The organism is Halopenitus persicus, assembly GCF_900107205.1.
Classification (GTDB): Archaea; Halobacteriota; Halobacteria; order Halobacteriales; family Haloferacaceae; genus Halopenitus; species Halopenitus persicus.
In genome coordinates, this window is the sequence record NZ_FNPC01000012.1 from 48,218 (window position 1) to 70,200 (window position 21,983).

General features: G+C 57.2%; 21 protein-coding genes, 13 tRNA genes and 7 pseudogenes. 35 read left to right on the forward strand and 6 right to left on the reverse strand.

Going from position 1 to position 21,983, the window contains the following annotated elements:
• Position 1 precedes the first annotated feature (1 nt).
• On the reverse strand, positions 2-373 hold the full coding sequence (locus tag BLV25_RS14955) for a DoxX family protein (RefSeq protein ID WP_092734825.1): 372 nt from the start codon (positions 371-373) through the stop codon (positions 2-4).
• Positions 370-936, reverse strand: coding sequence for an organomercurial lyase (merB, locus tag BLV25_RS14960; RefSeq protein WP_176819509.1), 567 nt, complete (start codon positions 934-936; stop codon positions 370-372). Before merB ends, BLV25_RS14955 begins: the two co-directional genes overlap by 4 nt.
• 293 nt (positions 937-1,229) lie before the next feature.
• Here merB and BLV25_RS14965 point away from each other — a divergent pair, with 293 nt between their 5' ends.
• Positions 1,230-1,430, forward strand: coding sequence for a hypothetical protein (locus tag BLV25_RS14965; RefSeq protein WP_092734831.1), 201 nt, complete (start codon positions 1,230-1,232; stop codon positions 1,428-1,430).
• 125 nt (positions 1,431-1,555) lie between these two features.
• Positions 1,556-2,386: a type IV toxin-antitoxin system AbiEi family antitoxin domain-containing protein gene (locus BLV25_RS14970; RefSeq protein ID WP_092734834.1), complete on the forward strand. Its 831-nt coding sequence runs from the start codon at positions 1,556-1,558 to the stop codon at positions 2,384-2,386.
• A gap of 62 nt (positions 2,387-2,448) precedes the next feature.
• On the opposite strand, the gene BLV25_RS14975 is transcribed toward BLV25_RS14970, so the two are convergent.
• Positions 2,449-2,937, reverse strand: coding sequence for a helix-turn-helix domain-containing protein (locus tag BLV25_RS14975; RefSeq protein ID WP_092734837.1), 489 nt, complete (start codon positions 2,935-2,937; stop codon positions 2,449-2,451).
• 115 nt (positions 2,938-3,052) lie between these two features.
• Here BLV25_RS14975 and BLV25_RS14980 point away from each other — a divergent pair, with 115 nt between their 5' ends.
• From BLV25_RS14980 to BLV25_RS15080, 23 genes are all read left to right on the forward strand, one after another.
• Positions 3,053-3,853 carry a hypothetical protein gene (locus tag BLV25_RS14980; protein ID WP_092734841.1) on the forward strand — a complete coding sequence of 267 codons (801 nt, stop codon included), beginning with the start codon at positions 3,053-3,055 and terminating at the stop codon, positions 3,851-3,853.
• Between the two features lie 104 nt (positions 3,854-3,957).
• Complete coding sequence (locus BLV25_RS14985; protein WP_089767424.1) at positions 3,958-4,365, forward strand: MarR family transcriptional regulator; 408 nt, start codon at positions 3,958-3,960, stop codon at positions 4,363-4,365.
• Between the two features lie 557 nt (positions 4,366-4,922).
• The gene (locus tag BLV25_RS14995; protein WP_092734844.1) at positions 4,923-5,798 is read left to right on the forward strand and encodes a hypothetical protein; all 876 of its coding nucleotides are present in this window, start codon (positions 4,923-4,925) and stop codon (positions 5,796-5,798) included.
• Positions 5,799-6,297: 499 nt separating this feature from the next.
• On the forward strand, positions 6,298-6,729 hold the full coding sequence (locus BLV25_RS17010) for a hypothetical protein (RefSeq protein ID WP_143114478.1): 432 nt from the start codon (positions 6,298-6,300) through the stop codon (positions 6,727-6,729).
• An 805-nt stretch (positions 6,730-7,534) separates the two neighbouring features.
• Positions 7,535-7,610, forward strand: a tRNA-Gln gene (locus tag BLV25_RS15005).
• A 3-nt stretch (positions 7,611-7,613) separates the two neighbouring features.
• Positions 7,614-7,687: transfer RNA gene (locus BLV25_RS15010), tRNA-Asp, on the forward strand.
• A 249-nt stretch (positions 7,688-7,936) separates the two neighbouring features.
• A tRNA-Pro gene (locus BLV25_RS15015) sits at positions 7,937-8,009 on the forward strand.
• Positions 8,010-8,013: 4 nt separating this feature from the next.
• Positions 8,014-8,100, forward strand: a tRNA-Ser gene (locus BLV25_RS17535).
• Between the two features lie 2 nt (positions 8,101-8,102).
• Positions 8,103-8,243, forward strand: coding sequence for a hypothetical protein (locus BLV25_RS17540; RefSeq protein ID WP_157969412.1), 141 nt, complete (start codon positions 8,103-8,105; stop codon positions 8,241-8,243).
• Positions 8,244-8,464: 221 nt separating this feature from the next.
• Positions 8,465-8,550 (forward strand) — tRNA-Ser (locus BLV25_RS17545).
• Between the two features lie 47 nt (positions 8,551-8,597).
• A tRNA-Leu gene (locus BLV25_RS15020) sits at positions 8,598-8,679 on the forward strand.
• Positions 8,680-8,721: 42 nt separating this feature from the next.
• Positions 8,722-8,804: transfer RNA gene (locus BLV25_RS15025), tRNA-Leu, on the forward strand.
• A 4-nt stretch (positions 8,805-8,808) separates the two neighbouring features.
• Positions 8,809-8,880 (forward strand) — tRNA-Tyr (locus tag BLV25_RS15030).
• A 4-nt stretch (positions 8,881-8,884) separates the two neighbouring features.
• A tRNA-Thr gene (locus BLV25_RS17550) sits at positions 8,885-9,011 on the forward strand.
• A 34-nt stretch (positions 9,012-9,045) separates the two neighbouring features.
• A tRNA-Glu gene (locus BLV25_RS15040) sits at positions 9,046-9,118 on the forward strand.
• 103 nt (positions 9,119-9,221) lie between these two features.
• Positions 9,222-9,292 (forward strand) — tRNA-Met (locus tag BLV25_RS15045).
• Positions 9,293-9,304: 12 nt separating this feature from the next.
• Positions 9,305-9,709, forward strand: coding sequence for a hypothetical protein (locus tag BLV25_RS15050; RefSeq protein ID WP_092734850.1), 405 nt, complete (start codon positions 9,305-9,307; stop codon positions 9,707-9,709).
• Positions 9,710-9,756: 47 nt separating this feature from the next.
• Positions 9,757-9,832: transfer RNA gene (locus tag BLV25_RS15055), tRNA-Glu, on the forward strand.
• A gap of 426 nt (positions 9,833-10,258) precedes the next feature.
• Positions 10,259-10,389, forward strand: a tRNA-Arg gene (locus BLV25_RS17555).
• Between the two features lie 115 nt (positions 10,390-10,504).
• Positions 10,505-12,034, forward strand: coding sequence for a TROVE domain-containing protein (locus tag BLV25_RS15060; protein WP_092734853.1), 1,530 nt, complete (start codon positions 10,505-10,507; stop codon positions 12,032-12,034).
• Positions 12,035-12,194: 160 nt separating this feature from the next.
• Positions 12,195-12,488 (forward strand): hypothetical protein, encoded by a 294-nt coding sequence (locus tag BLV25_RS15070; protein WP_143114479.1) that lies wholly within the window; start codon positions 12,195-12,197, stop codon positions 12,486-12,488.
• Positions 12,489-12,559: 71 nt separating this feature from the next.
• Positions 12,560-13,234, forward strand: a complete 675-nt coding sequence (locus BLV25_RS15075) for a MarR family transcriptional regulator (RefSeq protein WP_092734859.1) — start codon at positions 12,560-12,562, stop codon at positions 13,232-13,234.
• A gap of 204 nt (positions 13,235-13,438) precedes the next feature.
• Complete coding sequence (locus BLV25_RS15080; RefSeq protein WP_092734862.1) at positions 13,439-13,786, forward strand: hypothetical protein; 348 nt, start codon at positions 13,439-13,441, stop codon at positions 13,784-13,786.
• Positions 13,787-13,902: 116 nt separating this feature from the next.
• On the opposite strand, the pseudogene BLV25_RS15085 reads toward BLV25_RS15080, so the two are convergent.
• Positions 13,903-14,136, reverse strand: a pseudogene (locus tag BLV25_RS15085) (cell division control protein Cdc6); the annotation flags it as partial.
• Between BLV25_RS15085 and BLV25_RS18120 the strand changes: the two are divergent.
• Positions 14,129-14,325: pseudogene (locus BLV25_RS18120) on the forward strand (hypothetical protein); the annotation flags it as partial. The pseudogenes BLV25_RS15085 and BLV25_RS18120 overlap by 8 nt on opposite strands.
• A 107-nt stretch (positions 14,326-14,432) precedes the next feature.
• Here BLV25_RS18120 and BLV25_RS15095 read toward each other — a convergent pair.
• The gene (locus BLV25_RS15095) at positions 14,433-15,215 is read right to left on the reverse strand and encodes a CBS domain-containing protein (RefSeq protein ID WP_218128651.1); all 783 of its coding nucleotides are present in this window, start codon (positions 15,213-15,215) and stop codon (positions 14,433-14,435) included.
• Between the two features lie 81 nt (positions 15,216-15,296).
• On the opposite strand from BLV25_RS15095, the gene BLV25_RS15100 reads away from it, so the two are divergent.
• Entirely contained in the window at positions 15,297-15,644 is a 348-nt protein-coding gene (locus BLV25_RS15100; RefSeq protein ID WP_092734865.1) for a hypothetical protein, read from the forward strand.
• A 166-nt stretch (positions 15,645-15,810) separates the two neighbouring features.
• On the opposite strand, the pseudogene BLV25_RS15105 reads toward BLV25_RS15100, so the two are convergent.
• Positions 15,811-16,072, reverse strand: a pseudogene (locus BLV25_RS15105) (type B DNA-directed DNA polymerase); the annotation flags it as partial.
• Between the two features lie 445 nt (positions 16,073-16,517).
• Here BLV25_RS15105 and BLV25_RS15110 point away from each other — a divergent pair.
• From BLV25_RS15110 to BLV25_RS15140, 8 genes and pseudogenes are all read left to right on the forward strand, one after another.
• Positions 16,518-17,534, forward strand: a pseudogene (locus BLV25_RS15110) (AI-2E family transporter).
• A gap of 63 nt (positions 17,535-17,597) precedes the next feature.
• Positions 17,598-17,928, forward strand: a pseudogene (locus tag BLV25_RS18190) (hypothetical protein); the annotation flags it as partial.
• A gap of 72 nt (positions 17,929-18,000) precedes the next feature.
• Positions 18,001-18,369: a hypothetical protein gene (locus BLV25_RS17560; RefSeq protein WP_176819508.1), complete on the forward strand. Its 369-nt coding sequence runs from the start codon at positions 18,001-18,003 to the stop codon at positions 18,367-18,369.
• Between the two features lie 29 nt (positions 18,370-18,398).
• Positions 18,399-18,619 (forward strand): annotated as a pseudogene (locus BLV25_RS18035) (hypothetical protein).
• A 124-nt stretch (positions 18,620-18,743) separates the two neighbouring features.
• The gene (locus tag BLV25_RS15125) at positions 18,744-19,745 is read left to right on the forward strand and encodes a DUF6610 family protein (RefSeq protein ID WP_092734868.1); all 1,002 of its coding nucleotides are present in this window, start codon (positions 18,744-18,746) and stop codon (positions 19,743-19,745) included.
• Between the two features lie 70 nt (positions 19,746-19,815).
• Positions 19,816-20,031 (forward strand): hypothetical protein, encoded by a 216-nt coding sequence (locus BLV25_RS15130; RefSeq protein WP_092734871.1) that lies wholly within the window; start codon positions 19,816-19,818, stop codon positions 20,029-20,031.
• A gap of 252 nt (positions 20,032-20,283) precedes the next feature.
• A pseudogene (locus BLV25_RS15135) lies at positions 20,284-20,838 on the forward strand (IS6 family transposase).
• 365 nt (positions 20,839-21,203) lie between these two features.
• Positions 21,204-21,983: extracellular solute-binding protein (locus BLV25_RS15140; protein ID WP_176819510.1), on the forward strand; the 780-nt coding region annotated here is incomplete at its 3' end.

Below are 21,983 nucleotides of genomic sequence, written 5' to 3' on the forward strand. Positions count from 1 at the left end.
GTTACAGCGGGATCGTCACGTCACGGATTATGAGCAGCCCCGCTGTGAAGGCGAAGAGGACCGCTGGCACCGCAGTTTTCGATAGTGGGTCGCCAGTACGGATGTGCGTGGCCACTGCGCCCACCATCACGCTACTCAGGAGAAGCCCACCCGCCACGGTGAACTCGGAGAGCCACACCAGGCCCGCGAGCAACGCGAGACCGGCGCCAATCTCGATAAGACCGGTGAGGATTCGGAACCACTGTGGATATCCGAATCGCTGGAAGTCTTCGATCTGATCCTCCTGATGGGTGACCTTCGCACCGCCGACGGCCACGCCCACGAGTCCGAGCACGGCCTGGGAGCCGACGAGCGCGATACTCTCCAGACTCATTGGGCACCCTCCGACGGAGCGGATGCCGTCAGTGCGGCGGCAATAGGGACGCCGGCGTCGAGGGGAATACCGACCGTGGTGGCCGCCACGTCTTCCGCCCAGCGCTCGTAGTCCTCGCGAGTGTAGAACGCCTTCACGTACGGACAGACAGCGCCGTAGACATCGGGCGCGGAAGGCGTCTCGTCAGCGGGTACGTCGCTCTCAGTGGTCACCCCGAAGGACATGACCGCGTCTGGCGGCGTGACGTCGACACCGTCCGCGGGTGACATCTGGATCTCGATCGGCTCCTCCGTGGGAGTTTCAGTCCGGATTTCGACGGGTTCATCCACGAGATGCGCGAGCGCGATCCCGTCGTAGAAACACCGGAAGTAGTAGGTTTCGTCCGCCGTCTTCGCGTAGTGCGGGGTCTCGCCGTCGACGTGACAGAGTTCGTCGATAGCAATCCCGTCCCCCTCGACCACTGTGCGGATCGCCGCGACCATGTCGTCGAACGTGTCGATCGAGGCGCCGAAGAACCGGCTTATGTTGTCTGCGACGGGGGTCGGGAATTCTGCGGTCTTCACCGGTCGTGCTTCGATCCAACTGTCCGTTGCGGGGGTCTGTGCGTCACTCTCGCCAACCGAAGGGTCGGTGCAATTGCAGTCTTGGTTAGACATACGCCTATACATCTACCCTCGAAGTAATTATACTGTCAAGTCCGAAGTGTTGAATTCGCTTCGACCAGTCGAAGTTAGTGGCCAGACTAGAACCGACAGGAACCTTGGGGCCCTACACGAACTGAGAAAGCGATCTATTATTGCTGTTAATAGACGCAACGTTGAGTCTTTCCGCGCCGGCGAGCGGTGAGGCGCTTCCGATGGAGCAAGAGGTCAAACAAGGGTACCGGATGCATCGTATACTCAGCAATCTCAATCAACTCGACGTCGACCGATTGGACGAGGCGGATCGAGAGCGAGTCGAGACCGCGAGAGACCTCCTGGAGGAGGTGAGCCTTCTCACGCGGCCGGGCGACGGAGCCGGGGCGGACGCCCACCGACGTCTCGAAGACGGCGCTTGAATCCTTAACCAACACACGGTTTCACACCCCCGATTTTGTTGGTTAAGTCTGCTTGTCGCCGCCTTCCGCGGTAGTCGCAAGGCTAAACTAGGCCCGTGTTTATATTCTATGCAAGAAACGCAGGTATGGATACCATAGAACAATCGGAAAGTATACGTCAAGGTCTCTCGACTCGAGAAAGTCGACTCCTTGCACGACTCGCTGGCGCGGGTCACCAAATCATCTCCGCCGACGACATCGAGACGACGCTAGAGGTCCCCCCAAACACCGCCCGCGAGATCGCCTCCCGGCTCACCGAGAAGGGCTGGCTCGACCGGCTCTTCCCGGGCACGTATCTCATCATTCCACTCACAGCCGGAGAAGAGGCCGTGTACACAACCCACGAGTACCTCATCGCTGCCCACGTCGCCGAGCCGATGTACATCGGCTACTACAGCGCCCTCAGCCACCACGGGCTGACTGAACAGGTCCCCCGGACGGTGTACGTCGTCACGCCGACCCGAGCGCAAAGCCGAGAGATCCACGGTGTCCCGTACCGCGTCACGACAGTCACCGAGCGGAAGTTCTTCGGCTTTGAGCCGACATCCATCGAGGGCACGACCGTTCAGGTCAGCGACCTGGAGAAGACGCTGGTCGACTGTGCGGACCACCCCGAGTTCTGTGGAGGCCTTCGGGAACTTGCGACCGCGATGCGTACTGCCGACGAACGGGGTTGCGACTGGCTCACTGTCGGCGAGTACCTCGAACGCCTCGACAACGGCGCTGCGACCAAGCGGATCGTCTACCTCGCCGACCAGCTCGGCATCGACCTCTCCGCCCGCGAAGAACTCGTCGCGTCGTTCACAAGTGGCTATTCCCCACTGGACCCGACGCGGCCCGATACCGGATCGACCGACAGTACGTATCGCCTCCGAATCAACGTCGAACCAGCCACGCTGGAGCCCACGGAGTCCTGATCTAGGTACGAAGTCGGCGTACCTTCTCTGCAGCGTCGAGAACGGTACTGTTCGACGACGAACTATGTGTTTGTGCCACCATCGACGGCGTCGAGATCGGGCTCGTCGAACTCGAGGGCTTCCGCGACGGCATCCGGAAGCTCCGGGCGAGGGGCCGATTCGTGGCGCTCGATTTTCTCGGTCTTGCGCGTGTTTTCGTAGAGGGCACGTGCGACCGGAAGCCCACGAAGATACTTGTAGTCGTGGAGGACCTCGACCCCCCGCTCTGTGAATCCGTAGAACTGGGCGGGGAGATCACGTTTCCCCTCACTTGGGTCGTACGTGTAGCGTGCGAGGAGCCCGGCGTCGATCAACGTCTCCAACTGGTCTTTGATGGCCGCCTGGCTCTTCCCGGTCATATACTCGAGTTCGGCGAGCGACATTAGATGAGCGGGATGGCCCAGCAGCTCCTGGATGATGAGATGGCGCGTATCCTGGGACAGCAGCTTGAACAGCCGCTGCTGTTCCGCGAACGGCCCTGCATCGGCCGCGCCCGTGTCGGTTTCGCTCATACGTGCTGGTACGAGATAGGACGCTATAACAGTTTGGGTCATACAAGTTGGTTAATCCAGAAAAAACCAAAGTGATTCAGAAGGGATAAGGTGGTGTGGTTTGAATCGGCAGCTAATGACCGACCCAAGCCCGCCGCCGGACGCTGGGGAGATTATGACCGTTGTTCACGAGGCCGTCGGGGGCATCGAACTTGAGCCTGCAGAGAAACGGGAAATCTGGCGGTTCACCCAGCGTGAATTGCCGTATCTCTGGAGTCAGCGGACATCGTATTTTATCTTGGGGAGCTATCGCGACCCCTATATCCGCCGGCTTCGCGCCGTCCAGAACGAACTCACGAAGCAGCTCGGTGCCTATCCGTTCATCATGGGTGATCTCCTCGAACTTCCGACTGACCGCCTCAATACGTTCGATATTATGTTTTCGTTGCTCGCGACGTACAGCGACTACATCGTTGGGGTCTTCGAGAAGGAGAGTGGTGGGGAGGCGCCTGAATTAGGCGAGATCGATGACCCGCCGTATTTCGACAAGTCGTACGTGTTCCCACGTGATTGCGCGTGGGTGACTGACGAGAACCTTGACTCGCCACAGCACGTCATTCAGGCCGCCCTTGAGATAGCGTTCACAGACGATTTGTCGGCGGATGACGTCCAAGCAAACGTTGAATCGCTCGTTGATCGCGCCCAAGAGAGCGGTCTCGACATCGACGAACAGGAGGTGTGGGATGTGATCGACGACCGGCCAGATGAGGACGAAGAGCCGGCAACGTACAGTTGGGTTCATCTCAACAAGTTCCGCAAATTCGAACTCCACGAACGGTGCTTCCCGTGGACGACAGAGGACGAACTTCGAACTCTGGTTGACGAACTCCCGTCCCCGACACCACGTCCGGAGTGGGAAGAGCGTGAGGACCAGTGAATTATCCTATCCTACTCACTTGGCGGTACACTCATCAGAGTGAGTCGGCTCGGTAGTTTACTCTCGGGTAAACTACTTTACTACGCCCGGTCGAATACATCGTTATGGAGGCTGGTTCGGGTGTCGGTGACGACACGACACCACGGGAAGTCATCCACTTCATTACACAGCAGACACGGTTTTCGCTTATCAGCGATATTCTCGCTCACCCCCAACAGCTCCCATCGATGTACGAACTCGAGGAGCTCAATCCCAGTGTGAGCGATGCGACCGTCTACAAGCACATCCAGAAGCTGATCGACGCCGGCATCGTCACGGAGGTCGCTTTGGACGACGACCAGCGCCGGCAGGGGTATCCCTGGAAGTTCTACGGCCTCACCGAAGACGGCCGCGAGTTCTTGGAGACGCACAATCTGCTCGCCGCGGAGGAGACACTTCAGCAGATCTACGACACCATCGCCGATAAGCCCGAGAAGATGGTCAAGTACGAGAACGCGCCCCGTCCAGATTAGGAGTGGTTGTCAGAGAATAGAGAGCGATAGTCTGCCGTTAGTCCCGGAGGTTAGCCTGACTGACCGACTTCACGGACGTAGCCGTTCCGCTCAAGATCAAATTCTTCGGCTACGAGTCGAGGCTCATCGAGGGCACCGCCGTGAACGTCGCAGATGTGGAAAAGACGACCGTTGACTGTACCGACCATCCCGAACTCTGTGGTGGCATCCGAGAATTCGTACAGGCGATAGTCGTCGCGGAGGATCGAGACTATTCGTGGGCGACGGTCGTTGAGTGCCTCCAGCGACCCGACAACGGCGCTGCGACCAAACGGATCGTCTACTCGCCGACCAGCTCGGCTTCGACCTCCCGGCCCGTGAGACGTTCCTCAAGTCATTCACGAGCGAGTGTCCGCTCCTCGACCTAATGCGATCCGAACAGGGAAGCTACGACAGTGAGTATCATCTCCGAATCAACGTCGACTGGGAGAGACTCGATTCGATGGAATCCCGATGCCAGGTCGGTCCGAAAGGTAGCGTGAATTAAGATGCTCCCCCAAGTACAGCGAATCAGGTAGATGGGTCACGTCTATTATCACCATCCGGGCGACAATCAGTTCTCTCTTGATTTTGTCCACGAGGCTCCATCAGAGATCGTTGGCAGGATTGTCGAGTACGACGATGACGTGGCGGTGAAGGTTCGCAAGTACGATCTTGACAGCGAGTTCTTCGGTATCTATACCTCCCGTGTCGGTGGTGGGGACGTCGGCGATCTCGAATTCGATCTTGGCGAGGCACTCTCAGAGATGGGTGCTGATAACGGTACCATCGTTGCTCGGCTCCTCGAGATCTATCAAGCGCTCATAGCCCAGAACGAGGAAGAAGAAGGAGTTCCCGTTAAAGCGTACAAGAACATCGACATCGATGCACTCCCAGACGCGCTCAACCGGGTGTCGTGGGAGGGCAACGCGACTGATGTTGCAGGCCGTCTCGCCTCAAATCTCATTCTCAAACACGCGCTTCCGAATGCGAACCATCGGACTGCTGTTGCCCTGATTCAGTTCTACCTTCGTCGGATTGCTCCCGATTTCTCGATGCCAGAGACCTCCGTAGAAATCGACTCAGAGACTTACGACTGGCGGGAGTGGGTGAACGAGTATATTAACGAGTCAAAGCGTCTCTTGACGGTTCGTCGGAAGAATGTGCTCCTCAAACATCTCTCTGACTTCGGAGCGACAACGCTTGAGCGGAAACACGAGGTCCAGATCGACCTGACGGTATACGAGCTGGATATGTATCCTGCAGAAGCGAAAACAGTCTACGCAACAGCGCACGAGGAACTCTGGATCGAATTCGTCGAAGAGGCAGTTGAGCGCACCGACAACCCCGAGCTGATGGAGGCCCCTGGGCTATCGAAGACGGAGTTCGCAGAGAAAATTCGGACCCTCGAGTAAGCGGCGTGCGCTAGTCTTGGAGCGTCGCGACCGTGCGGCCGGTTTCTTCGGCCTCTTCGCTCCGCGACATCCCGTATGTTGCGAGAGCCTCCTCAACCGCGTCGTCCAGACTCATTGGTCAGGCAGACCTTGCCTCTGCCGACGGATAAAGTCTCGCACGATTTGGGTTTAATGTTGCATCGGCTAACTCGCCAACCGTGCAGGACCGATCCCGCAAACAGTCGATAACCCGTAGCTCCGCCCCCTCTCATAGATTCCAATCTCTCCGATGTATTCATAACCATATCGGTGAGAGTGGAATACAGACTCTTGGCGCTCAAATCGAGTCGTCAAATAGTGGGACGGTTGTGCAACCGTATTTTGGAGAGGCAATTCGATCTGCGAGTCCGAACTACTCGGGAGGCGACGTGAACAGGCGCCGATACTCATCAAGCCACTCGATCTCGTGGTACGTCACGTCATTCTGAATGTCGTATTCGAGCGGGAGTGGATCCGAACGGTGGGCTGTAAACGTGAGGTTGATTTCGACACAGGGGCCGTGCTCGGAGACGCATTCGAAGCCATCGTCAACGGGGTATACAACGCTAAACCAGCGAATCTGAAAGCCAAAGTGGTCACACACATCTCTGACGACTGCAGCATCGCAATAGGGCGTGTGGACCCACAGTTCCCCGCCAGCGTACGCCTGATCTTTGACGCACCAGACTGCATCGAGGGAGCGGAGAAACTCCGCAGCGCGATTGTAGTGCGCTTCAGTCAGGCGGTCCCACCAGTGGTACTCCTCGACATCGTCAACGAGGAGCTGGAGGCAATCACCACACACATCATATGCCCGTTCACCGAGAGAGACTTCGTGGAGTTTGTCGTACTGGGTGGTGTCACATGCATCGCACGGCGGGGAAGCACCACTGCACTGGCATCCGGAGGATGATCGCTGTTCTGTGTGGTTGGAACACCCGCTGTTTGCACTCCCTAGCTTCTGAGATTCGTTTGAGTCGGTATTCTCGGTCATTGGTATCTAACCGAGAACCGTCAGTCACGCCGTGTGACTGGGCTCCCGGCTAGCACCGGACCGGCGATCGGCCAGTCATCTATCGCCACAGAGAGCAGGTTGGTGTAAATAGTTTCTGTGGGTCCAACCGAGAACACCGGCCAGCGTCCGGCTATCGACGACAGCCAATGCTAGGACATTAAACGTCGTGTGCAACCGTATCTTGGAGTGTGACTGCCGTGTCTGTGGGTAACACACCCTAACTAATTTTAATACAATTGCCACGATATTTCAGGCTGACGTCCGATACACCCCTCAAACCGAGAGAGTTCAACACGATGATCATCACTCGCCTCACCCCGCGGCGTGCTCGTTCTCGCTTAGCCGCGGGTCCCGTGTTCGGCGAGTGCCTACAAGATCAGCGTGCGAAGAACCCGGGCGCAAACCGCCGGATCCACGTCGACTTCGAATACGAGAGTTCGACGCAATCCGGCGACGTCCGGACACTCTCACCCGCATAACTCGGCCCCCATACGGACTACCCGTCACGGGTCGGGGAACACGGGATTGCCGCCTGCCTGTGCCCAGTACTCGCTCAGGACACAGCCTGATGTGAGTGCGGGGTGCCAGGCTCGCGGCTGATTGGTTTCCGTTCGTTCGATACAGGAGCGAGCGGACTTCGTCCGCGCTGAGCGTACGGAAGTCGTTAGCCAACAGCCCCGCAGCGAGAGCTGCGGCTACGTCGAGCCCCGGAGTCTCCGCTGGCGAGGGACGCCGGACTTTGAATCCGGAGGTCGCCGGTTCGATTCCGGCCGGGGCGACATGCCGACGTGGTGTAATCCGGCGAGCATACGGTCCTGTCACGGCCGTGATCCGGGTTCAAATCCCGGCGTCGGCGTGGATGCGTGGCGTGGCCACGTGGGGATACCCATCGAGGTAGGCAGCCCGTTGGTGCGATCAGCTGGATCGTTCCGACGATGCTGGGCCCAGCAGGGTCTGCAACCTACATGAGCCGGTGTGGTATTCCCGGGAGCGCCCGAAGTACGCCCCCGCGATGAGACGCGCAACCACGACTACTCGGTCGCGGTTGCGCAGTTGGAAAGTCGTACAGATAGATAATCAACTGCCGAACGCTCGGCAGTCCAGTGAGCCGATGGTCCAGCGGACGACGATCTGTGCCTTGGGCGCACAGGACCGAAGTTCGAATCCGCGTCGGCTCACTGTGCCGCGACTGGGTATTGGGGAACCCAGCGGCCTGCTATGCCGTGGCCGTCTGCTATCGGTCTCCCGGTTCGAATCCGGGTCGCGGCGTCATGACAACGAATGTCTGCCCTGCCTGCGAGGAGGAAGCGTTCCGTCACGTCCCGCTCGGTGAAACAACGTCTATCGACACGATTGGAAGCGTGGAAATCTGCGTCACCGAGGACGGCGCATACTTCCACGGAACGAGGTGACACCATCCCTGCCGTGACTGGATGCTGATGAACACATTCGCCTCGGTAGTAAAGCTCAGAAGCTGAGTAATGCGCATCTTCCGGTGTCCTGGTGAGAAACGCGAGGCGGGCTCATCGGAGCAAGTTCCGACGGAGATGGTGAGACATGCGGATAGGCGACCGCGCTCGGTGTGAAACCGAGAGCCGCGGGGCTTCGGAGTTCGACTCTCCGTCTCACCGTTGGCGGGGTTTCCCTAGGTTGGTCAAGGGACTGCGTTGGAACCGTAGCGTCCGCAAGGACACGAGTGTTCAAATCGCTCTCCTGCCGCTGCGTACCGAAGTGATTCGCAGAGTCGCTGGCGATTCTCGAATTGCGCCGCCATGCCAGAGTGGTCGAACGGACACGGTCGAGACCCGTGTGGTTAGTCCTTCCCAGGTTCGAATCCTGGTGGCGGCATCCGGCCGTCGTGCTGGGAGACAATCCTTGCTTCACCGTTCCGTCGCCGTACTCAAGTGGTCAACGAGAAGCGGCTCAGACCCGCTGGCGTAGGTCCTTCCGAGGTTCGAATCCTCGCGGCGACATTTTCTCCCTGTGGTCTAGCGGCTACGATGCCTCCCTGTAGAGGAGGAGACGCACGTTCGAGTCGTGCTGGGGAGACTGCGGGACGGTGGAAGAGCCTGGCATTCACACACTCTCGCCGAGTTTTTACCGGAGACCCGGTGCGACGGTGAGAGTTCCTTCATCTCACTTGTAACGAGAACACGCAGGTTCGAATCCTGCCCGTCCCACTAGCCGACGACCCGTTCCAGACGAGGCCAACCCGCTCCAGTGGAGTAGCGGCCAAACTCACGGCCCTCTCACGGCCGAGCCCCCGGTTCGAATCCGGGCTGGAGCATTCTCCAACAGCCCGAGACCTCTCACTTCCAGCCGACGAAACTGAGGGACGGACAGCTGTGGAGAACTGAGAGATGTCCATGAGTGAGTTCCGAATTGTGTGCTGCGGGATAGGATAATGGCAGGCCACGGGGCTCATATCCCCGAGGCCCAGGTTCGACTCCTGGTCCCGCAATGGAGGACAACAATGGGACTATTCGATACAGTCGAACTCTACGACGACGTCCATCTACCGGAGTACCCCGACGGGCTTGCTCCTGCCGAGGACGTCGACTGGCAGACGAAAGGCATCGATCGACCGACCATGACCACATTTCGGATTACGGCGGACGGTCGGCTCCTCGAAGAGGAGTGGCACACCGAAGCGGTCCCGCCGGAAGACCGGCCATACGCGAGCCGTGACGACGTCGACGAGGACGATTTTCGCTACATGGCCGGCAGTCGGAACCGAGTCCACGACGGCTGGATCAAACGAGAGGACTACCACGGCCGCTTCAAGCTCAAACACTCCTTCGAGGATCTCGATACACTCGTCACGTATCAAGTGACGTTCACGCACGGGCAACTCGAGGGCTTCGAACGCCTGCGATAATCCGTGGGTGTCCGCCGCACCTCAGCGCTTGATTTCGTCCCTACTGCGCTCCCGGAGTCTCCGTTGGCGAGAGACGCCACCCTTTCAAGGTGGAGGTCGGGGGTTCGATTCCCCTCGGGAGCACTCGGGGAGGCTGGCCCTGACAGCGTTTTTTCCGTGTCTGACATAGCGGGCAGCCACGGATCTGTGACGCTGTCACGGTCGGCTTTCCCCAAGCGTGTGGTCGTCGAGGTGGTGCGTTTCTTCGCCCGCAAAGCACACCAACGGGAGTCATAGCCCGTCGCACCACCGGTTGCCCGACCGCACGTGGCGACCGTCGAGTCGGAGCGTTGCTTCGCCAGGAACTCGCAGGTTCAAATCCTGTCGGTGGCGCAGTCCATCGAGAACATCCCGGACAAAGAGCGTCCGAGAGGACGCTCGACACCGGTCCCGCTCCGACAGTTTTCCGGTCGCCGTGTCGCCAGTGGCCGTCGATCTGGAGCGCTACGTCGATGGCACGCTACGGGTTCGAATCCCGTCGTTCGCTCCAGAAATTGTTCGGCCACTCGTGTTCCCGTAGCTCAGTCAGGACAGAGCATCGTCAGAGTGAACTCTGACAAGCCCTCGTTCGGGTCTTCGACCCTCACGAGGACACCGGCGTTCGAAGCCGGGTGTCGCACGTTCGAATCGTGCCGGGAACGTCCAGCCGAGCGATGCGAGGCTGGTTCGGGAAATTTCGCTCCCGAGACTCGCTGCTCGCACCACGTGTGAGCAGCACCAAAATCGGAGTCGCCTGTTGCGGCTCCGGGTGATAGGATGGAATTCAACACGCCAAAGCAAACGGTCGCGGAGGCAACGCGGACCACCAACTACGAAGGTGGGGAAGCGTTCGAGCCTGCCGACCCCCGACTCGCACTGTACAAGCGCACGATCAACCAGCTGCTGGAGGGGTCGTTCTACGAGACCGATGACGAGCAGCTGGCTGCTGTCGTTCGCCAGTTCGATGCCGCCGCAAACGAGGACCCGGAGTTCGTCCTGAAGCTCGCGGCCTATGCTCGCCAGGAGCTCTACTTGCGGGACATCCCACAGGTGCTACTCGTACTGGCAGCCAACGACGACCGATTCAAGGACGACTCCCCCGAGTCGCTCATCCGCGAATGGGCGCCGGCGATCATCCAGCGGATGGACGAGACGGCCACCGCGCTCGCGGTCCACGATCAGCTGTTCGGCGGGACTGCGCCGTGGCCGCTTCGACGCGGGATCGAGGACGCACTGGTGGAGATGGCCGACGCCTACACGCTGGGCAAGTACGACCTGTCGCGGCGCGAGGTGACGCTGCACGACGTCTTCAACCGCGTCCACCCCACGCCCGTCGACGCCGAGCAGGAAGCGCTCTTCGAGCAGTTCATGCGTGGTGGCCTTGACGACTATCCCGACGTCGACCCGTTGCCGGCGCCGAACACGTGGGAGACGGTTATTTCCGAGCGCGGCAACACCCAAGCCGCCTGGGAACTGCTCATCAAGGACGACGAGTACACGCTGCCCATCTTCGCGTCGATCCGGAACCTCCGGAATATGCTCGAAGCCGGCGTTCCGGAGGACACCGTCGTGGATCACCTCGACCTGGAGGCCGTCCGACACGCGCCGCTGTACCCGTTCCGGTACTACCAGGCCTACACCGCGCTGCAAGACGCGGATGTCCAGGCACCGGCGGTCGAGCAGTGGCTCGAAGACGCAATTGATGTCGCGGTCGAGACGGTGCCTGGCGGATTTGGCGATACCGTTGTCGCGGTCGACCTGTCGGGATCGATGGATCAGCCGCTGTCCGCGAACAGCACGCTCCGATTGAAGGAGATCGGTGCGTTGTTCGGTGCGATCCTGGCCGACCAGGGTGCTGACGTCGGCGGGTTCGGCGACGACTTCCAGACCGTTCCGATGCACGTCGACACGCCAGTACTGCAGCGCCAAGCGGCGGTGTTGGCGATCGACGAGGACGTCGGGAACTCGACGAACGGCTGGAAGACAATCGATTACCTCCGCGAGCGAGGTGAGCCCGTCGAACGCATCGTCGTCTTCACCGATATGCAGATCTGGGACAACACGCCGTTCACGGCCCGCGATTCCCAGACGGTCAGGGACGCGTTCGATGCGTATCGGGACGAGGTGTCTGCGGACACCGCGCTGTATCTCGTCGACCTCGCGGCCTACGGCGACCTGGTGACGCCAGAAGGCTACGAGAACGTCTACAACATCTCAGGGTGGTCGGAGAACGTCCTCTCGTTCATCGACCACGCCGAGAAGCCGAAGCAGCTCATCGATGAGATCGAGGCGTTCGAGCCGACCTAACCCTGTCCGTATTTTTTGTTTTGAGGATGCGCGAGTGGTGGAGTTCGGAAACACACGGTCGTGCCACGACCGAGACGGACGTTCGAATCGTCCCTCGCGCACTCGGAGTACAGCTGTCGAACATCTGGCCCGTGAGACGCACCTCAACGGAGATGAAAATATGGCAGTATCCAATACCACCGACCCAGAATCGACGACAATTGCCGTCGTGACGATTCGAATCCCCTGCAGCGCAGATGGGGACCTCGTCACTGACGCTGAGAAGCGTCTCTCGCGGCCCGAAACTATCGATGACGTCACGATTGACGAATTGGATAGTATCGAGCCACAGCTGTCGGCAACACTCATTACCGTCGAAATTACGGTCCGGTGGGCTACGGCAATTGGCGTGGAGGAGATCAGAGACAGACTGGCTGGTGTCTCGGGACTTGAGTCAGTCAGACGGATTGCATAGGCCGTTCAGAACGGCATAGCCGAAAGTGTAGTAATCCATTTGACTGTTACCACGATATTGGTAATTATTAGATGTACGAACCGTTTGATGAAACTGCTGTTAGAGTGTTGCTCGCAGTCAATCCTGGAGATTCGATCCGAACGGTAGCCCAACATCTCCACACCCCCTACGAAACGGTTCGACAAGCAGTCAATCAACTAGAGGATGCAGGGTATCTTCGATATGATGACGGACTGTTCGTGACCGACGATCGCGTCCGTAAGGCGGCACGAGACCTGCTGGCCACGAGTGCCGCCGTGAATCCACCGTCCATCGAAGAGGCGTACGTACTCCCACAGTTCGGTGACTGGCCCTTCGCCTTTACACAGGTGGACGCCGTCTACGTGTGGACCCAAGGGGGCTATCAGGTTGGTCGCGAGCCCGGAGACTACCCGCTCTTTCTTGCCGTCCTTGAGAAGGACATCGACGCCTGGCAGCGTTTTTTCGAACGGTTTGGAATCCTAACAGGATTTGAGCGACAACCGGAGGAATCGTTTGAAGGTCCTCTCCAAGTCGTCCTCAACGAGCGTTCGGTGCTCAACCCCGACCACGTCGAAGGATATCCAGTCATCTCTCGGCGCGAGACGATAGAGTTCATGCGGAAGCATTATGCGACGTTTCAGTCAGCACTCGCTATGCTCGATCGCATGTACGACGATCTCGATCTCGACGTTTCCTACCGTGAGTCAGAAAGAGAATGCTCGTGAGTTTCACAGCAGCAATTGAATTATCGACCTCCTCCACGGTGAGGTTTAATTGATTGCCGTTGGTTTGACATCGACAGCGTTCCCGGGTTGCTATTTTTGAATAGTTTGCTATTCATACTCTTCAGCCCGTGACGGGGCGATATCTTATTAACCAACAAATCTATGCCGATACGCGTTTTGTTGGTTAACACGAGGCGACCGCTGATGTCCTACGAGCCGCCGACGCCGCCGGCGGAACTCCCGACAGACCTCGTCAATACGCTCAATGAGTCCTCTTCTGAGCAACTACAGCACGTTGCCCGCTACGCTGAAGAGCTAGCTGAGCACAAAGCTCGCGAGGCACGTCTCGAAGAGGACTCAGATGAAAGCGAAATCGAAGAACGTCCTGACGATCTGCCGGACGACGTCCCGGTGAAAGCCACGATCAAGGAGGTTAACGACAACCGTTACTACTACTGGCAGTGGCGAGAAGGCGAAAAAGGTCGTTCCCAGTATAAAGGGCACCTCCCAGAGTGTGAATGGGTTCAACCCACCTCACACCCCGCAGTGTGAATGGGTCCGGTCAGTCCAGACAGGTAAAACTCGTAGAGAAGATACCCACCCCACGTTTCCGACGTATCAAGAGATACACTCGTGATCAGGGGTGTGGTCAGCGACCGAAAGGGGAGCTAGGCCAAGTCTTCCAACCGGCTGTCCCGGAGGACAGATTTCAGCACGATGCCGGTATCCTGAACCAGCCGATGCTCAAGATAACTGCCTTCACCCCAGCCACCACCGGTACGAGTTGATTCAACGACACCGAGGAACGCCTGCTCTTTCAACACCTCATAGACGCGGTGCTCGCTGAGAGTCTTTGCATCAGCCTTCTCTGTCGTCGCTTGATACCGTTCATAAATCTGGTTCATCCAACGGAGAGAGCCCGCAAACGAACAGTCCGATACCGACCGTTTACACAAATCTACCGACACTCCAACGGCTATCCCGACAGCGTCCTCCGTGACCTTGTCCAGCTGAAGGAGTTGCTCGATGAGACACGAACAGAGCGCGGGCCTGCGTACGCCGTTGCCCAGTTCCTGTTCCTCGACACGCTCTGAATGGCTCGCTAAACCTGCGTAGGAAATGGTCTGATCGGTACTTCTGGAATTCTCGAAGGCAGATGAGGCTTCGAGAATGTTCCTGAGGTTGTCCGTAGTTACGTCTAGAGAGCGTCCAGACAGTCCATAAGCGTCGTGTAGGTCTGTTCGACTTTACCGATCGTTCTCCCCTTTCCCAACCCCTCGCCAGTATGCTGAACGATCAGTTGTGAGTGAGCAACGGAGTTTCGCAACTCGGTCAGATCGTCGAGCTGGCTCGACGCTCGGTGATCGCTCGAAAAGCCACAGGCGTCCCAGCAGACCTCGATATTGCTGATGATCGTCGCAAGCGTTGAGAACTGAGCGTAATGGATTTCATCGAGTTCGATGTTTGATCGGCGGGCGTCAGCGTGTCTCTCTTCGATATCTTTCACAATATTCGGGTCGAGGGATACACGTTCCTTCCAGTCAGGGGCCTCGTCAAGAATGAGCTCACGGAAGCGCTCTTCAAGTAATGTGATGCGGTCAAAGAGGTGGATCATCGCGGGCGACGTGTTCAGGTCCGCACGCGTCAAGATGCCCGTCCGCCGATTCCGCCCGCCCAGAAAATAAAACGGGGCCTCGTAGAGTGCCGAGAGTACCTCATCGAACGTGGCGTCGGTACTGATGATCTCCTCGAGCGTTACTGGGTTCGTGTGCGCTGGAATTTGATCGTCGGTCGCTACATCCTGCAGGTGGTCCAGTTCGACGTATCCGACAACTGTCTCTCCGGCGGTGACAGGTGCGACATCATACCCCTCCGACTCAAGCCAGTCAGTCGTCGCAGCGACTGTGGCATCCGGTGATTGTGACACAATCGAACGCGTTGCGAGATTACCAGCGGTACAGACGTAGAGGTCTCGTCCCATTATCCCACCCACCGGCTTCGCGGCGAATAATCCTTTGGCCAGCACAAGAAATAAGTAAAAGTAATTAATTAGTTTAATTTAATGAGCATAGGACATTTCTTCGACGCGGGTGGGTATCTCGACTACGGGGACGCGTCTGTGTTGCTGCCGGTAGAAGAGCTGCACGCGAGAGTTTACACCCACCGAGATGCGGAGTGTGCGCTCGGGGACGCGCCAGCCGATTCCGTGCTCGCTATCAGACCAACAGGGTTGGCGAGCAGCTACGCGTTGACTCAGCGGCCACTAACGGCGATCGAGGTGGCATCACTGGACGACGAGCTTCGGAACCAAATCGGCGGAGCCGTAGATATCGATCTGGCGCAGTTCGAACTCATCCAGGTCGGGAGAGCGACGACGACAGCACAAAACCGGAGTCTCGCAGAGTTTTGACGGCTACTGGCAACATCTAGATTACACCAAATGTGCGAGGAAGCCCGAGGATCACCAGTAGTATCGTCACAATACCACCACCGACCAGCAGTGTATTCTCCACCGCTTTCTCGTGAAACGGCATTTCCGCGGACTCCTCGCGGAACGCGTCGAGATTCTCGTCGTAGAAGTACCTCGTTAGCGCGCCGGCGTTGCTCTCGCGCTGCGGCACGAACGCGACCCAGTCGTAGTGGGCTTCGTGTTCGAGCCGAATCTCGACGCATTCCGTGATCTCCGTCGCGAGCGTCTCGAGGTCCTCGCAGTCATCGTCGTCGACTCGGGGGGCGGGTCACCAAGAACGAATCGGCGATACCGTGAACAACGCGCCAGCTGTCGGCCTCCAACCGTTGTTTCGTCGGCAGCAGAATCTCGCGAGCGAACGCGTTGAGCGTTCGGAATTCAGAGCTGTTACAGCAAGTGTTCTGAGTCCTTCGAAAATATGCTTATTCCCAGAAAAGTATTATACCACCGTCAGTTGAATATACGACTATGACCGAACCTGATGCCCCGACAGAGCACTGGGAAGGCGACGTTAACGAGGCGGCCGTGGAGGACTGGAAGGCCGACACGACGACGTTCGGCGGCGGCCCGCGCCTCTGAAGGACGCACCGCCACACGTGAACGCGGAGCGCTCGGTGATAATCTGTTGAGCTCCTGAACGAGGCCGAAGATCCACCATAGCAAGAGCCTGGTAGCCAAAGCGGCCCCCGCGGTGGTTTCTCAAACCTGTTGAGACGGGTCGATACCGGCTCCGAAGAACGGTTGACGAAGAACCTCGGTCAACTTCTCGAAAACCGCGAATCTTTTTTGTTGCTGGTTGACGGATTAGCGTTCGTGAATTCACGGAAGTGGTTTCTTCTCACGCTAGTCGCTGTTCTTCTCACCTTGTCCGGTGTGCTGATCCAGCCGTTTCTCCAGTACGTTCTCGGTGCCGTCCTTCTCGCCTACCTGCTTTATCCGCTGCAAGTTCGTTTCGAAGAGTATGCATCTCCAATGGTGACGGCATTCTCACTCGTCGTGCTGGCAGTTGTCGGGTTCGTCACACCGTTAGTCGTCGTCATCGGTGTGGTCGCCAATAGTGCCGAGCAGGCCCTCGAAAAATTCGGGGGTAACGAGATATGGATCGAAGATATCGAATCTCAAGTTGAAGAACTCACCGGGTAGGAGATCGATATCCTCGGAGAACTCGTCGGTTCCGGGCGGGAGCTCGGAACGGTCGTATTTGACATATCGATCGACGCGTTCGGGACGGTCACGTTCCACCTGATCGGAGTCGCACTCGCGCTGTTTCTCCTCTATTACCTTCTCAAAGACGGCGACGACCTGCTGGACTGGTTTACTCAACTAGTCCCGCTTCCCGCGGACATTCAGCGTGACCTGCATACCGAAATCAACGGCGTGATGTGGGGCGGCCTTTTCGGGCACGTCTTCGTCGCACTCGTCCAAGCCGTCGTTGCCGGCGTCGGGCTCGCAGTAGCCGGTGTTCCGAGTGCGGTATTTTGGACGGCCGTTATGGTTGTCCTCGCTATGGTTCCCCTGGTCGGAACGATTCCGATCTGGGGAGGAGCGGCTGGCTATCTATATCCCACGGGGAAACCGGCGTTCGCTGTGGGATTACTCGTCTACAGCGTGATCATCGTCGGGCTTACTGATGACTATCTCCGCCCGTTCGCTGTCAATAGGTATGCGAAACTCAACCCTGCCGTTATCCTTCTCGGAATTCTTGGCGGAGGGTACGCATTCGGGGTTATGGGGCTATTTTTCGGCCCCGTCGTTCTCGGCGCACTCAAAGCTACGCTCCGTGTTAGTTCGGAAAACTGGTCTCGCCTCGACGAGAAAGAAACCGGGTGACCATCTTTCCAATTCGTTTTCGGCGACGACACACTATCAAAGGACCGAGAATTGTCGGGAGGCGAATACGACGATCTCCAAATAGAGCGGCTCACGGAGCTGGAGCTACTGGAAGCGGACGCGGAGGCGGGGCGCAAGTATACACCGTCCTCCCGGATGATTGAGACCTCCTCGGGAGGGAATTGAAGGTGGGGCTGGGAGCGGGTGATCTCGGCGAAAAAACGCCACACGAGGTTGGCGTCCGGCTCCTCGAGCTGTGGCTCCACCAACGGGACGACGTCGTTCGCGTGGAACCGTACTACGAAACCGACGACGGCACCGTACTGGACGTGGCCGGCTTAGACGAGGACGGCGATCTCGCTTGGCCGGCGAAGCAGAGCTCGTGAGTAACAACCATTCTGTCGATTCTAACCGTCGAGGACAGGTCTTGTTGAAGTCTCAGGAAGCAGTTGATGAAATGAATCTGATGCAGTTCCACAACTCCGTGAATATCGTGTTACACGACTCCTGCAGCGAAGACTACCTAGACAGCTTAGCCGTGAGAATGGACGAGTACAGATCAAGAGAGATTCATATAACGGAGATCGAGGTCGATGGGGAAGTCGAAGAAGTTCCAAGCACTCCGTCTCATCAAGTCCCTGCAAAGTCCCCGGATATCCCTGGGTGTACTCAGCGTAATACTCGGTATGTAGAGGAGCGTGAAGGAACGAGGCTTGAGGAGATGACAGAGGTGGTGGACAGTATCTATCGGGATGCGTTTGGTGCTGCGGATGTCGCTATCATCCTGGCTATCCGTAGAATGGCTGAGTACGTTGGTTCTTCTGAGGGACGGTAAGAGGAAGTGTAGAACGCGTATGGTCAGGCATAGAACAATCCACAATCAGCGACGAGAGTGACGACGAATTTTCACCTGGGAAGCGTCTCGAAGCACCGAATTACCGACTGGTAGAGGCCGGTATCGCGACGATCACCGATATGGAGCCATACAAGAGTGTGTTACCTACGAGAACACCCACCAGAATCGAACGCAGATTCTGCGTCGCCTCAAGTGGAAAGCTGAAGAGCTGCGTGAAGACGAAGTGTAAGCTCTTTTCTTAACCAACAATCTGCGAGTAAGTCCACCGATTGTTGGTTAATAGAGACTGGACACCGTTTTTCGGGCCCCTACAAGGGCGCGGGGCAGCCAGCAGCGGCCTCGCGAGTTCAGTTATGTCTCTCAATTTGAATGCGAACACCAGCACGGCTAGTGATATCGCTGCCGCCAGACAAGCAGACTACGCGGCGTTCCTGCATCGAGTTCCTTATGCCGCCGACGCATTGGCCCTCGGCTTCCTTCCGGGCTTTCGCGAGGACTGTGGGTATCAGGAGACCCAGTATCAGAACCTCACCCTCCCCGTCGGGATGCTCGATAACGACTTCCGAAATCCCGACCTGGATCGATTCGTCGATCGCTTCTTCGAGCACGAGCCACAGGTCGGTGTCATCGGCGACATCTACGAACCAGATGCCGTCGACGCCCACATCGCTGCTGCTCGTGAGATCCAAGCGAGCTATCCCGAGGCCGAGCTCATCGTCGTTCCGAAGTCCCAGGCGGTAATCGATGCGATACCCGAGACCCTCGTCCTCGGGTATTCACGGGGATACGCCGACCGCCTGGCCCACGAGTTCTCTGACCCAGCCGATTGGAGAGGGCGGCGCGTCCACATCCTTGGAGGGAGTCCGCCCAAGCAGCTCGACGCCATTCGACAGCTGACCAGGCCAACACTCACCGATGAGCCACCAGCCGACATCGTCGGTGTCGACTGGAACGGGCTGCATCGCGGCGCACAGTTCGGTGAGTTCTGGACGGCCGACGGCTGGGATGACAGCGGTCGCGACGCCGACCACGTCACCGTCCGAAAGACGGTGCGCCACAGCCTCGCACGCGTCCGTGAATTTTGGAGGACCCACGGAATCTGGCCCGAAACGACTCCGCAAGACGAGGGGCTCGACGTCGAGTACGAGGGACCGAGTCCTGCCGATCTCGAGGACGCCGCCTGTACCGAGTGTGGGACGAACGTCTGGCGAACTCGCCGCGGCCCGTACGTGGCCGAATACGATACCGGCGCAATCGGTGGATACTGCAGCTACGAGTGCTACTTCAGCCACCGTCATCGGAACAACCTTGAGGAGATCGCCGGCGAGCAGAGTGTCTACCTCCCGCCGGCGTGACTTCGCGACCTGTTTTTCGTGCCCCCAAGAGGGCGAGGGCTCCGTCGAAAGCTCTCAGAGGTGACTTCCAGTGAGTCAACAACAGAGTCCCGACAACGTCTCGATCGACGAGATCCCGGTCGATATCGACAACACGCAATCAGCGGAGGTCGATTCCGCCGACGTCCCCACAAAAGCGACGATTCCGATCAAGGAAATCAAAGACCACCGCTACTACTACAGGCAATGGCGCGAAGGCGAGAAAGTGACCTCCAAATATAAAGGACCGTTCAACCCGGACGAATAGCAGACTCACCTATTGGTGTGGAAATTCTATACCACTCCAATCTCGATATGAATTCACAGTCTCAGGTTACAGCCGCTTTTACGTACAGTTTGAGCGTGTTTACACATCGATCACGGAGTGAGGACGCTTACCTTCGAATCCGCTCGTACTTAACCAACAGCCCCATCTATTGCTCGGTGTTAAGTTACGGATGAGGCGGTCGATATTTCGAATGCTCTATTCCGAATCTAACCGCTTCACCGAGTCAACAGAGTGATCGACTTGGAGTTTGTGGAGCGAGAGCGGATACCGCGTGATCATTGATAGGGGTATTCGACATCATCTTACAGGATTATCACTCTCGAATACAGATATGGTACTTGAAAGATTTGGTGTCAGACAGAGTCGAACTGCCATTCATAACTGGGTTCAGAAGGCTGACCTACAGCCAGCTGGCGGTGAGAGCTTGGATTGCGTTGCTGTTGATCAGAAGGCGATCAGGATCAATAATGAGCAGTATTGGCTGTATGCTGCTGTCGAACCAGAAACCAACAGAATCCTCATTCTCGTCTGTTTCCGACGGATATGATTCTGATCGGTCGCGAGTTTCTAGTCAAATTATCTGAGAAACACGATGTCGACGATGGACTGTTCTCGTCGATGATGCCGACAATCTCACAGGAACGCGTCGAGAGCCACAGCTTCAGAACCGCGATCAAACATATCTTTTAAGAAATATAAGGTAGAAATTTTCCCTCTTCAAACTGTTTCAATCATATCGATCCATCGACCTCGGAAACGTGGTTACAAGCTCACTTCATCTGGTGAAATAATGCATAAGTTACACGGGTCGAAGAGTACGCCAGTCACGAGGGTTCATAGGTCTTAGTCAGCGAATAGACAGATATCTATTTCGCCGAGTCAACTCCGACGAACGGGGGAGAACAGATCGAACCCAACGCCCATCATATGGAGGGTTAGTATTCTTGCTATTATATGAACACTAATTGTATGCTATGTCAAGGCTTTCCAGACAGAAGCGACATACAGTCTCACGGCGACAGCTAATACAAACTACGGGCAGCATCTCATTGGCTGGTCTAGCAGGGTGTAACCAGACCTCACAGAGTACAGACGAATCTAACTCCAACTCAGGGAACTCATCTATTCCTGACAAGCCCGACACACTCGTTGTGCGGGCCTGGGGTGGGTCATGGCAGGAAGCACTTGATCAAGCCGTTGCACAACCGTTTAGTGAAGACACCGGAATCACGATTGAGTACAACAATACCGAAAGCGAGGTGATGCACGGTAAGATCCGAACGGCGATCAATCAAGGACGAACTCCTCCAGTCCACGTGAACTGGGCAACCACCCCAGACTGTCACTGGGGATATGCACAGGGTCTCGTACAGACGCTTGATCCAAGTATTGTTTCAAATCTAAGTTCCTTATTAGCTGCAACGCAACCAGACACCGAGACGGACTGGCCTTATGTTAACCTCTATTCCTATGTGTATACATTATCATATAATACAGATACAATATCAGATGCTCCTACGTCATGGAATGAACTGTGGGACGACAACTGGGATGATTCTATAGTTCTCTCTACGACCGGTGGCGGATTTATTCCAGTCGTTGCAAAACTTACTGACACCGAACTTGGCCCAGTTGAATCAATGAATCCAGTTTGGGGAAAAATCCGAGAATTAAAACCAAATATTGGTGCAATAGGGGAGGTTTCTTATATATCACAGAGTTTAAGAAGTGGTGAAACACCACTAGCATGTCAGACTGCATCAACCACCTATAACCTGAAAACTGATGGTGCGCCGGTTGATTTCACGGTCCCTGAGGAGGGCGCTCTCGCACAGCGTGACGGGATGTATATCCCGAAAAATCTCGATCCAGGGCAAACGTATTGGGGGCAGAAATTCATCAACTACGCAGCAGCTGCCGAAAATATCGGT